11 protein-coding genes and 1 tRNA gene are annotated in these 12,419 nt (G+C 38.8%); 4 read left to right on the top strand and 8 right to left on the bottom strand.

Annotated elements, in window-relative coordinates; translation table 11 throughout:
• Positions 1-135 precede the first annotated feature (135 nt).
• The 4 genes from H4J70_RS08485 to pepA all read right to left on the bottom strand — a co-directional run bounded on the left by H4J70_RS08485 (position 136) and on the right by pepA (position 5,639).
• Positions 136-345 (bottom strand): cold-shock protein, encoded by a 210-nt coding sequence (locus H4J70_RS08485; RefSeq protein WP_070375833.1) that lies wholly within the window; start codon positions 343-345, stop codon positions 136-138.
• A 373-nt stretch (positions 346-718) separates the two neighbouring features.
• On the bottom strand, positions 719-3,601 hold the full coding sequence (locus tag H4J70_RS08480; protein ID WP_182250936.1) for a valine--tRNA ligase: 2,883 nt from the start codon (positions 3,599-3,601) through the stop codon (positions 719-721).
• Positions 3,602-3,622: 21 nt separating this feature from the next.
• Positions 3,623-4,093: a DNA polymerase III subunit chi gene (locus H4J70_RS08475; protein ID WP_070375835.1), complete on the bottom strand. Its 471-nt coding sequence runs from the start codon at positions 4,091-4,093 to the stop codon at positions 3,623-3,625.
• Positions 4,094-4,130: 37 nt separating this feature from the next.
• A complete protein-coding gene (gene pepA, locus H4J70_RS08470; RefSeq protein ID WP_182221800.1) occupies positions 4,131-5,639 on the bottom strand; it encodes a leucyl aminopeptidase in 1,509 nt (502 codons plus the stop codon).
• Positions 5,640-5,880: 241 nt separating this feature from the next.
• Between pepA and lptF the strand changes: the two genes are divergently transcribed.
• Together lptF and lptG are read left to right on the top strand one after the other, a co-directional pair.
• Positions 5,881-7,026 carry an LPS export ABC transporter permease LptF gene (gene lptF, locus H4J70_RS08465; protein ID WP_182242367.1) on the top strand — a complete coding sequence of 382 codons (1,146 nt, stop codon included), beginning with the start codon at positions 5,881-5,883 and terminating at the stop codon, positions 7,024-7,026.
• Complete coding sequence (gene lptG, locus H4J70_RS08460) at positions 7,026-8,093, top strand: LPS export ABC transporter permease LptG (RefSeq protein ID WP_220465994.1); 1,068 nt, start codon at positions 7,026-7,028, stop codon at positions 8,091-8,093. The genes lptF and lptG overlap by 1 nt, the downstream gene beginning before the upstream one ends.
• Before the next feature lie 100 nt (positions 8,094-8,193).
• On the opposite strand, the gene H4J70_RS08455 is transcribed toward lptG, so the two are convergent.
• Positions 8,194-8,694, bottom strand: a complete 501-nt coding sequence (locus tag H4J70_RS08455) for an RDD family protein (protein WP_182218268.1) — start codon at positions 8,692-8,694, stop codon at positions 8,194-8,196.
• A gap of 186 nt (positions 8,695-8,880) precedes the next feature.
• Positions 8,881-9,642: an ice-binding family protein gene (locus H4J70_RS08450; protein ID WP_182218267.1), complete on the bottom strand. Its 762-nt coding sequence runs from the start codon at positions 9,640-9,642 to the stop codon at positions 8,881-8,883.
• Between the two features lie 443 nt (positions 9,643-10,085).
• On the opposite strand from H4J70_RS08450, the gene H4J70_RS08445 reads away from it, so the two are divergent.
• Together H4J70_RS08445 and ppiC are read left to right on the top strand one after the other, a co-directional pair.
• A tRNA-Leu gene (locus tag H4J70_RS08445) sits at positions 10,086-10,170 on the top strand.
• Between the two features lie 125 nt (positions 10,171-10,295).
• The gene (gene ppiC / locus H4J70_RS08440; RefSeq protein WP_070375841.1) at positions 10,296-10,574 is read left to right on the top strand and encodes a peptidylprolyl isomerase PpiC; all 279 of its coding nucleotides are present in this window, start codon (positions 10,296-10,298) and stop codon (positions 10,572-10,574) included.
• A gap of 252 nt (positions 10,575-10,826) precedes the next feature.
• Here ppiC and H4J70_RS08435 read toward each other — a convergent pair whose 3' ends face one another.
• Positions 10,827-11,441, bottom strand: a complete 615-nt coding sequence (locus H4J70_RS08435) for a hypothetical protein (RefSeq protein WP_182250935.1) — start codon at positions 11,439-11,441, stop codon at positions 10,827-10,829.
• A gap of 78 nt (positions 11,442-11,519) precedes the next feature.
• Positions 11,520-12,209 carry a hypothetical protein gene (locus H4J70_RS08430; protein WP_182221804.1) on the bottom strand — a complete coding sequence of 230 codons (690 nt, stop codon included), beginning with the start codon at positions 12,207-12,209 and terminating at the stop codon, positions 11,520-11,522.
• Positions 12,210-12,419 lie beyond the last annotated feature (210 nt).

Here is a 12,419-nt window from a genome sequence, read left to right as displayed (position 1 = left end):
GTGTTTGAAGGTATGTGCGTTCTTTAAAAAATGTGGTGGGTTGAATTTTAGTATAAAAAAAAGCGCAACAATTTTCATTGTTCCGCTTTTTTTATTCGGATCCTAAGATCCTTTAATAACTACAATAAGTCGTTATTAAGAAGCAATTACGTTTTCAGCTTCAGGACCTTTTTGTCCTTGCTTGATAGTAAAAGTAACAGCTTGGCCGTCAGTTAGTGTACGGAAACCGTCACCAGAGATAGCGCTGAAGTGAACAAAAACGTCAGGTCCGTTATCTTGCTCGATGAAACCGAATCCTTTAGATTCGTTAAAAAATTTTACTTTACCAGTTACTGAATCAGACATGTCAACATTTCCCGTAGGTCATTAATTAAAAAATAGTAATAAGTGGATTATCCACTATGAAATATACGGAGTAAATGCTCTCTACCTATAAAAGTACAGACAGAGAAAGGTTTCCAATAACACAAACTAGTAGCGTCTGAGGTTAATCAATAATCGACCTTGTTAAATTAAGGTAAATAGTTGAAATATCCTTCTCCCGAAACGCAAAAACTCAACGCGAAAGTATGTTAGCACAATATTTTCTTGAAATCCTATAAAAATCTTAAGATTTGATGACTTTTTTATGACATAAAAAAGCCAGCTAAGATGCTGGCTTTATTAGATATTTATGATTGAGAATCATTATTATTATCAATCATAAGATAAACAACGCTTACAACGCCGAAATTTGTACTATTTGTTCAGCAAGCTTGGCTAAGGCCGATTCGGTATCAGCTAACTTGGTCTTTTCTTTGTTGATAACTTCTTCAGGAGCTTTACCAACAAACTTTTCATTGCTTAATTTCCCACGGGTTCTCTCAGCGTCTTTCTCTAGTTTATCGACCGCTTTTGTTAAACGGGCTAGCTCAGCTTCTTTATCAATTAATCCCGCCATTGGGATTAATACTGATAAATCACCAACAACAGCAGTAGCAGACAGGGGTGCATTGTCCTTGTCTGTTAATACCGTAATACTTTCAAGTTTAGCTAAGGCACTTAAAAACTGTTGATTTTCATCTAAGCGACGTTGGTCGTTAGCATTAACATTTTTAAGCAGTACCGGTAATTCTTTACTGGGTGAAATATCCATTTCGCCGCGAATATTACGTATAGCAACAATAAACTGTTTAACCCACTCTAAATCACCAATAGCCGTCTGGTCACATTGGCTTTCATCAAACTGTGGAAAGCGCTGGACCATAATACTGGCGTTTTCATTACCTTTGTTATCAGCAACAAAGTTACTTAATGGCACAACACGTTGCCAAATTGTTTCAGTGATAAATGGCATAATAGGATGCATCAAGCGTAATAAGCTTTCGAGCACAGTCACTAAGGTATGACGAGTACCACGTTGCTGTGCTTCGCTACCTTTAAACAATACTGGTTTTGTTAACTCTAAGTACCAATCACAAAATTGGTTCCAGGTGAACTCGTATAGTGCTTGTGAAGCTAAATCGAAACGAAAGGCTTCAAAAGATTCATGGACAGTTTTTACGGTTTGCTGGAATTGACCTAATATCCAACGGTCAGCTAATGAAAACTCCATTTCGCCTTGTTGACCATTAACGACTTTACCGCAGTCTTGCTCTTCGGTATTCATTAACACGTAACGACTCGCATTCCATAATTTATTACAGAAATTACGGTAACCATCTAAGCGTTTCATGTCCCAGGTAATGTCACGGCCTGTTGATGCAACTGAGGTTAAGGTAAAGCGTAATGCGTCAGTACCATGAGCTTCAATACCTGCTGGGTATTCTTTCTTGGTTAGCTTAGCTATTTTTGCCGCCAATTTTGGCTGCATCATGTTGCCGGTGCGTTTTTCTAATAACTCATCAAGGGCAATGCCATCAATCATATCAAGAGGATCGACAACGTTGCCTTTTGATTTACTCATCTTATCGCCATTTTCATCGCGAATAAGACCGGTAACATAGACTTTTTTGAACGGTACTTGTGGTTGGCCATTTTCATCTTTAATGAAATGCATGGTCATCATGATCATGCGGGCAACCCAGAAGAAAATAATGTCAAAGCCAGTAACAAGTACATCAGTTGAATGGAATTTTTTAAGATCTTCCATATTGCTTGGCCAGCCTAAGGTAGAAAACGTCCATAATGCTGATGAGAACCAAGTGTCGAGTACATCATCGTCTTGCTTTAAGACAAAATCTGCCGCTAACGTGTATTTAGCACGCACTTCAGCTTCGGTTCTACCGACATAAACACCTCCATCTTCATCGTACCAGGCTGGAATTCTATGTCCCCACCAAAGCTGACGAGAAATACACCAGTCTTGAATGTCACGCATCCAAGCGTTGTACATATTTTCATACTGTTTAGGCACAAATTCAATTTGACCCGTTGCTACTGCGTCAACGGCAGGGCCCACTAAAGGCGCGGTGCGAACATACCATTGATCGGTTAATAATGGCTCAATAATCACACCTGAACGATCACCATAAGGTGCGACCAAATCATGATCTTTTACTTCAACAAGTAAACCTAGCTCGTCAAATTTAGCGACAATGGCTTTACGGGCAACAAAACGGTCGAGCCCTGCAAATTCACTTGGTAATTCAGTGCTGTAGGCATCAGAATGCTCGCCGTTATTTTTATAAACTTCAGCACTTGCTAAAATAGCAGCATTTTTATCTAAAATATTGATTAATGGCAAATTATGACGTTTACCGACTTCATTATCGTTAAAGTCATGTGCAGGTGTGATTTTCACACAACCTGAACCTTTGGTCATATCAGCATGGTCATCGCCAACAATAGGGATTAAACGATTAACTAAAGGTAATAAAATATGTTTGCCGATCAGATCTTTATAACGGTCATCTTTAGGGTTTACCGCGACACCGGTATCACCTAAAACAGTTTCTGGTCGAGTTGTCGCTACCACTAAGTAGTCTTTACCTTCAGCAGTTTTAACGCCATCAGCCAAAGGATAGCGTAAGTACCACATGTGACCTTTTTTATCTTTGTTCTCAACTTCTAAATCAGAAATAGCGGTATGGAATTTTGGATCCCAGTTAACTAAACGTTTACCACGATAAATTAAGTCGTCTTCAAATAAGCGAACAAAAACTTCTTGCACCGCTTCAGACATGCCATCATCCATAGTAAAACGTTCGCGAGACCAATCGATAGAGTTACCCAAACGGCGCATTTGCTTGCCAATCGTGCCACCAGATTCGTCTTTCCATTCCCATACTTTATCAATAAAAGCTTCACGACCGTAATCGTGACGAGTTTTATCTTCTTCGGCAGCAATTTTACGTTCTACCACCATTTGTGTGGCAATACCCGCATGGTCCATTCCGGTTTGCCATAAAGTATTTTTACCTTGCATACGCTGATAACGAATTAAGGTATCCATAATAGTTTGTTGGAACGCGTGTCCCATATGCAAACTACCGGTAACGTTTGGTGGTGGTATAGCAATGCTATAGCCATCTCCTTCACCTGTAGGGCTAAAATAACCTTGCTCTTCCCAACTTTGATAAAGAGATTGTTCGATTTCTGAAGGATTGAATGTTTTTTCCATGGGGATGACTACTTAACTTGATTAAAGTGCATTAATTGACTGTGACGGTTGTGGCGCGGTTTGATTATCCACTTGAAATCCCCATTGACGATAGCCTTTATAGCGCTCTCGAGCTTGTTGTTTTAGGGTTTCATCACTGGGTACAAAGTCAACAATGTGTGAAAATTGATTAGCAAAGTGAGGCACTGTGCTGGTTAAATTTATTAAAATAGCGCGTCGGTTAGTGGGCGGTTGCCAACTAATTTCAACGGCAGCGCCATTTTTAGGGCCTTCGCCCGGTAAATTGTGAGGAACAAAACTGTCAGGTTCAAAGGCCCAAAGCAGTTCATCTAACTGGTGAGCTGTTTGCTGATCAGCGCAGTAAATAAATACCCGCTGATTTTGGCGATAAAAATTAGCAGCCTGCAAACAAGCATGAGCATGTGACTGTTCAGCCACCGCTTCATGCTTTGCATCTTCTTCAAGCAAATAAAACATTACTTGTGTTTGCATGTTTGCGTTGTTCCTTTTATTTCTTTTTAGTCTAGAGTTATTCGCTTTGCTCTGCGCCAGCACGATTCAATAAAAATTGAGTCAATAAGCTTACCGGACGACCAGTAGAGCCTTTATCTTTGCCACCGCTGCGCCAGGCCGTACCGGCAACATCAAGATGTGCCCAGTGGTACTTTTTAGTGAAACGCGCTAAGAAACAGGCAGCCGTAATAGTACCTGCGCCTTTGCCACCTAAATTGGTAAAATCAGCAAATGGGCTTTCTAATTGTTCTTGATATTCTTCCCATAACGGTAAACGCCATGCGCGGTCACCACTTTGTTCAGAGGCATTTAACAACTCATGTGCTAATGGGTTGTGCGTACTCAATAGACCAGATGCATGTTTACCTAAGGCAACCACACAGGCACCGGTAAGGGTTGCTACATCGATAACAAGTTCAGGATCAAAGCGTTCAACATACGTCAGCGCGTCACATAAAACCAAGCGACCTTCTGCATCCGTATTTAATACTTCAACCGTTTGTCCTGACATCGTCGTTAAAATATCACCAGGGCGGTAAGCATCGCCACCGGGCATATTTTCACAACCGGCTAAAACACCAATAACGTTAATCGGCAACTGTAATTCTGCTAGGGCGTGCATAGCACCTAAAACACCCGCTGCGCCACCCATGTCATATTTCATTTCATCCATGGCTTCACCAGGCTTTAAAGAAATACCACCGGCATCAAAAGTCACACCTTTACCGACTAAAACTATCGGATTAACATCATCACCAGCACCATTATATTTAATAATACTCATAATAGATTCATTACGTGAAGCTCGGCCAACGGCAAGGTATGAATTCATACCCAATTCTTCCATTTCTTTTTCGCCAACTATTTCGGTGCTGATATTGTCGTAATCATTTTCTAAAATCTTAGCTTGTTCTGCTAAATATGCTGGGTTACAGATATTTGGCGGCATATTAGCAACATTTTTACAGGTTGTTATACCTTCAGAGACAGCAAGCGCATGAGAAATAGCGCGTTCGCCCATCGGTAACTCTCGACGTGTTGGTACATTAAAAACCATTTTACGTAGAGGTCGGCGTGCTTCAACTTTACGCGTTTTTAATCCGTCAAAGCTGTATAAACAGTCTTGAGTCGCTTCAACGGCTTGGCGTACCTTCCAATAGGTATCACGACCTTTAACATGAAGTTCTGATAAAAAGCACACAGCTTCCATCGAGCCCGTTTCATTTAACGTACTAATAGTTTTACTGATAATTTGTCGGTATTGACGTTCATCAAGTTCACGTTCTTTACCACAACCGACCAGTAAAACACGTTCGCTTAAGATATTAGGCACGTGATGAAGCAGTAACATTTGCCCTGATTTACCTTCTAAATCACCGCGACGCAATAAGTTACTGATATAGCCTTCACTAATTTCGTCAAGTTGTTCAGCAATCGCTGAAAGACGGCGAGGTTCAAAAACGCCAACGACAATACAGGCGCTACGTTGCTTTTCGGGACTACCACTTTTTACGTTGAACTCCATGAGCTCTCCTAATTCGTACAAAAACAAGCTGTTTTTAAATGAAATTTACGAGTAAACTTGTTTAAATCTATAAATAATCGTTATGCTTACTTTTAAAAGTATTCAGCTACAGGCTATAATTATAGCTTGGTGCAAGCGAATTCCCCTCAGAGCAAAAATTAATATTACTTATGAAAACGACAAGTTTACTTAAAAATAGAGCAGATGTCAGAAAAAAACGATGTTTTTATAGGGAATTCTTATGATTATCTTTCGTTATTTACTTAAAGAAGTCGCTAAAACTCAATTAGCGGTTTTCTTAGTGCTGATGACCATTTTTATTAGTAATAAATTTGTTCGTATTCTTGACGATGCTGCCGAAGGAGGGATCCCCGGACACTTGGTTATGGTCTTTATTGGTTTAAAGATACCTGACTTAGCGGGAATGATTTTACCCTTAAGTTTATTTCTCGGGGTTTTATTGGCTTACGGGCGTATTTATGCCGATAGCGAAATGACAGTATTGCATGCTTGTGGTGTCAGTGAATGGTACGTAGTGCGGGTTACACTGATTTTAAGTTTTGTGACAGCGATATTTACCGGAATTTTTACGCTGTACCTATCACCTATGGCCTCGGAATATGAGTATCAAGTTAAAGAACAATTAGCCGCAGACTCGGGGTTAAGTTCGCTTATTGCTGGTCGTTTTCAAACGACAGGTAATGAAAAAGCCGTCATTTTTATTCACGATAAAAACCGTAATGACAACACCTTTGAAAAAGTGTTTGTTGCGCAACTTCCTGATAAAAAAGCCACGGATAAAAGTATTATTAATGCCAGTTTAGTTTATGCACAAACCGGACAAGTGATTGAGGAAGAAAGTGGCTCACAGCGTTTAGTCTTGAGTGACGGTACACGTTATCAAAACGATACTAAGAGTAAAGAATTCAAAGAAGTCTTTTTTGATAAGTATTATATCCAAATACAAGATCAAAAAGTGGCGCACAAAAATAGAAAATTAAGGGCTATTCCCACCCAAGATTTGTTTGAGGAAGATACCGCTGCTTTTAGTGCGGAAAGTCATTGGCGCATTGCTTTTCCTATTGCGTGTTTGATCATGACATTAATTGCCGTACCTTTAAGTGTTGTTAATCCTAGGCAAGGTAAATTTGCTAAAATGTTACCGGCGTTATTGCTGTTTTTAGGTTATTTCTTGATGCTGACAGCGGTGCGCTCTGGCGTTGAGTCGGGCACAATACCTAAAAATTTAGGTTTATGGCCAGTACACTTATTTGTGCTTGTGTTAGGCGTAAGTCTGCTTATAAAAGATCGCAGTTTTGGGATGAAAATCAAAGCTAAGCTTCCGCTATTATTTCGCAATTTCACCCGCAAAGGAACATCATCATAATGCGTATATTAGACATGTACATTGGTCGAATTATTGCATCTACAACGCTATTAACGTTATCAGTTTTTGTCAGCCTAAGTGGTATCATTAAGTTTGTTGAAGAAATGAAAACCGTGGGCAAGGGTAACTATGATATTGCGCATGCTGCTTTATTTGTGCTTTATAAAATCCCACCCGATATTGAAATGTTTTTCCCGATGTCAGCACTAATTGGTGGTTTAATCGGTATGGGCATGCTGGCAACAAACAGTGAGCTTGTGGTTATGCAAGCGGCAGGTTTGTCGCGGGTAGACATTATAAAATCAGTGATGAAGTCAGCGACTATTCTCGTTTTTATCAGTATGGCGGTCGGAGAATGGTTAGCGCCGGTTGGTGAATTAGCCGCAAGACAGCTTAAAGCACAGGCGATATCAGGCGGAAGCTTAATTTCATCCGCTGATGGAACTTGGGCGAAAGACGGCGATTATTTTGTTCATATTGGTGAAGTAGAAGATAAAGGGAAATTAAACGATGTACAAATATACCGCTTTGATAAATCATTAAAACTATCAAGTTGGTTATCTGCAGATAGTGCTATTTATCAAAAAGATGCTTGGCAGTTACGTGATGTTGTCGATACCCATTTAAGTGAAAACAAAATGGTTACCGAGTCATCGCAGGTAAAAATGTGGACATCGAGTTTGACGCCTGAAAAACTTGGCGTCGTTATGGTTACTCCCGAAGCTTTATCATTACGGGGCTTATCTGAATACTTAAGTTATTTGGAAGAAAACAACCAAGACTCAAGTCGTTACGTTTTAGCTTTTTGGCGTAAAATCGTTCAACCACTAACCGTTGCGGTGATGCTGTTACTTGCCTTGTCTTTTGTTTTTGGACCTTTGCGTTCAGTATCGATGGGGGCAAGAATTATGATGGGAGTAGCAACAGGAATCTTGTTCTTTATTACAAACGAAGTGTTAGGGTCGTTAAGCTTAGTGTATCAGTTGCCTGCGGCTTTTGGCGCGTTAATGCCCAGCTTTATCTTTGTATCATTAGCGTTATATCTAATGAATAAACGGCCCAGTTAACTTTTACTTGCGCGCCTTTTAGTCGATAAATGTGATTAGTGGGCATGATAATCACATTTATCATGCCTCACTTTTATTGCCCCGTATTAGCAGGAGTACTCTACAAACGACCGCGGTTAGCGTCTAACGTTAAAACCACCACTTCTGTATCCGTTAACCTGTCTTGTAAGCTTAATTTGTTTTTACGATCAAAAATCACCGTAAAGTTACCTAAACCTAATAGCGTAGGCAGTAATCTTTTTAGGCCAGTAACCTTATTGATCAAAGTACCATCTTGGTTTTGCACACGTAAACGCCACGCTTTCATCCCTAAGGTTTGACCGGTTTTAGACCAAAACCAAATAAAGAAAAACGACACCCAAGCAAGCTTCCAAAACTCATTTGGCCACTTTAACCAAGCCGTATTGGCAATAGCATCAGAAAAGTGTTCGTACCCCTGTAAGCCGAATAAGCCAAAGTGAAAACCTAAGTACATCAATAGAAATGACATTGCGCCAGCAGTCATATATACCGCAATGGCAATTAAAAGATCATATACCCAAGAAGCTAAGCGGCGGCGAAAACCGGCACGGGGGAAATGTTGAGATGAAATGAAAGTCATAAGTCACGTGAATAATAAATTTTTAACAGTTTATCAAACACAATAGCTAAAGTATAAGAGAGATGATTATTTGTGTTTTTTATCGCTAAAATAGTATTAAAAAACGACATACAAAAATGATAGTAGCATTCAAATTTGCTACCTTTTATATGTCGTTAACGCTATTTGACTGTAGTCACTACGTTGTTATTGAGGAGCTTCTTCATATTGCTCAGTTGGCGCGTTAATCGTGTTTTTTTGCAATGTAACAGCAGTTTGTGCCAATAGTCTCCCGTTAACAGTGGTTCCAGTATTAACAGAAATCAAGGTTTTACTGAGCACGATGCCTTCAAAGGATGCATAAGTGCCGAGTGCGGTATAACCTGCGACTTGCCAGAAAATATTTTTGGCTAAAGCGCCACCCGTTAAAGTAACGCGCTTGGCATTTGCCTGATTTAAATTACCTGATATTTGCATGATCCAAACATCATCCATAGTGCCATTAAAAGTAACATCTGTACTGATATTGACGTCTGAAGACCATTTATAAACGCCAGGTGCTAGTGTTAGGCCACCAATTTCACCCGCACCAAGTTCGGTATGATCAGCAGGAACTCTGCCTGCAGCATCATTGTAGGCAATGCCCATATCACTGACTGCTAATCCTAAAAGGTAAGGTGAATTTATTGAGCAGGGCAGTGGACCAGCAGAGTCAACCGTATACATAGCGCCGGTTACTTCATCACAGTTGAGTAAAAGCGCAGCGCCTGTAATTGGGCTAGTGCCGACATTACCGGTAACAGCAGACGGATAAACATCAGTAATTCCAGATTTACTCAATATGGTGAAAGTACCTGCTTCGCCAAGTTCAACCGCATAAGGGCCTGCGGCCATAACATTTCCAGCAAAAATACTTCCCATAATTAAGGGGATAAGTACTTTTTTAGAATTGTTTATTAAGGTTTTCATAATATTTCTCCATATGGAATTGTCAATTTACAGTAAGTAAATTGTTACTAAGCTTTTTCCATAGTTATGTTATATCACACAAGAATGATTTTAGATTGGCATCAAATGACTTGTTTATATATTGCCCCGTGTATTTTGATTAAAATTATTTAAATTTCGATACAATAGCCGATGAAGGCAAGGTTTTTCTTGAGTGTTGCGAGCTATACATAATCGCATTGTTGGAGGGGAATAGTCACCTAAGCATTAATTAAGTCGGTGTTTAATGCTCTAAACTTTCAAATCCCTCCAAATCGACCAAATAATAAACATACACACCAACGATTGATAAAAACTATTGCTTAATAAAGTTATTTTCGTATAATGCCGAACAGATTCATTAACGCACTGGCGTTATTGATAAACAGTTTAAATTTTTGGTAGTTACTACGAAAAATATTTAAGCCGCAGTGGTGGAATTGGTAGACACGCCGGATTCAAAATCCGGTTTCGAAAGAAGTGACGGTTCAAGTCCGTCCTGCGGTACCATTATATGAAAGCCCTGATTCGAAAGAGTCGGGGCTTTTTGTTTTCCGAAAGATAATATTCAAATAGATTAGTCATGATCCGCTATAATATGCGTGTTTATTAGACAGTATTAAAAAGGTTTCAATATGGCAGCAACAGCGCATGCACTTCACATCTTGGTTAAACATAAAGAAATTGCAGAAGATATTATTAAGCAGCTAGCTAAAGGAGCTAAGTTTCAAACATTAGCTAAAAAACATTCGTCATGTCCATCGGGTAAAAAAGGGGGCGATTTAGGCGAGTTTAAACGAGGTCAAATGGTACCTCAGTTTGATAAAGTGGCTTTTAGCGGTGCAATATTAGAGCCCCATCTTGTTAAAACTAAATTTGGTTGGCATGTAATTAAAGTGCTTTACCGGACTTAATTTACAACGAGTGATTTTTAATACCACTTCTTTTCAAAATCGCTGCCAAAGAAATTTTTGTTCAAGCCCGACGGCTGTTATCACATTTAAAGCCCTGCTTTTCATTAGATGAAGCTATTTATGGAAATTTTGTCTGCAACATCAGCTAGGTCTAACAATGATAGCTGTTTTGATTAAAACAGCAGGTTTACTCTAGCTATGCTACCGGTAATAAGTAATGACGTTGGTAATAAAATGGTTTATCAATGATGACTAAAATTTAATAGCTAAACCAACCGAAATACTCCCATCAAGCCACAGACCATCTTCTAGCAAAGCGTGGCAGATGGTTTCTTGACAAAATAACTGATTATCCTCTTCTATATAACTTGCATAACCTCGAAGCTCTGTAACAAGAGCGACATTTTTTGATAGTTCGTAGCGCGTGCCAAAAGCCATAGTGAGGGAGGGGTAAATTTCGTCTTTACTGTCAGTTTCAAAATAAGTGGCACCGATACCTAGCGAGATGGTCGTCACATAATTTTGCTGTTTAAGCTGAGTAACGCCACTGAAATGCAAGTAGGTAATATCGAAGGAGTGCTCTTGTTGATCTGAACTACTGATAAAATCATGGCTAACAGTGTTAAGTAATATTTGTCCTTGGCCATTAGGTGAATCTTGCCAAGCGATTGCTAATCCATAATTTTTATCATCAGTGACAACCAGGTCTGTGCCGTTTTGGCTATTAATTAGATCAGCACTGAACATTTGCCCGATAAAGGGAGTTATTTCTATATCTCGAGCATGACTTGTAAAAGGTAATAACAATAAAACTGAATTAATAAGTAGGATGCAAATGAGATTTGCTGACTTTAATGACGTTCGCATTTTATGACCTTTTCAATACGGATAAAAACATAAAAGAGTAAAGCTATTATTAGCTGGGTTATTAGACTATTTCAAGCTTTACAATGTTTTTGTAAGCATAGTTGCTTGGTTATTTAATGCGCTCAGTAATTTTTCAAATAACTCAATACCTATGGTTTCACCAGTGCTACCGGTTTCTTTATCAACAATTTCTAATTCAAAACGAGGTAATTTTTTAGTGATTATTGGTGCGTTTTTATGGCCTATTAAATTAAGTACTGGCGAATTTACTGTTATTTTAGCCACCTTTAATAAACGTGGCGTCGTTGTAACTTGTTGCTGATTTTTGACACTACTGTCTTTGAGGGTGAATTGATCTATATTTTTTTGCACGGTTAATAGTAGTTGTTTAAAGCTGTCACCATCTTCGCTGTAATAAATTGAAGCACTTAAACCATCGATGGTAATACTCTCGATAAGAATAATATCTTCTTTTAAGCTATCACGATCAACCACTAAATGAATGGCGGCAATACTTAGTGTTGATTTTTCATCGGTCGAAATATTTGATAACTGTGACGGGGCCAACACAAAATTGCTAATGGTTCCTGTTCCCTGATACCCATGGATTGTTACGTTTTCAACCGTTACTTTTTGTTGGCTTAGTTGCGAACCAATATTTTGAAGTTGATTTTTAATATGAAAATTTAAAGAGTCACTGGCTAAAAACCATAGCGCAGCACCACACGATAATAATAAAACAAAAATTATGGCTGCAAATTTGTTCAAGGTTTGATCCTAAGTTGTATAACAAATATTTATTATAACGTACTTTTATTATTGAATTTTAACTGGATAAAAATTTTAACTAAATTGAGTGATGATAAGCGTATTTTTTATTCAGCTTGATTAAAAAATAAACTTGGGATATAAGGTGGGTGAATATCGAAAATTAATAAAAAATATATCTACGTATAAAATAAAAATAAAAATAATGAT

The sequence above is a fragment of the Colwellia sp. BRX8-9 genome, assembly GCF_014077245.1.
In the GTDB taxonomy this organism is placed as follows: domain Bacteria; phylum Pseudomonadota; class Gammaproteobacteria; order Enterobacterales; family Alteromonadaceae; genus Colwellia_A.
Note: the sequence above shows the minus strand (reverse complement) of the source record. Positions and strands in the feature narration are given on the sequence as shown.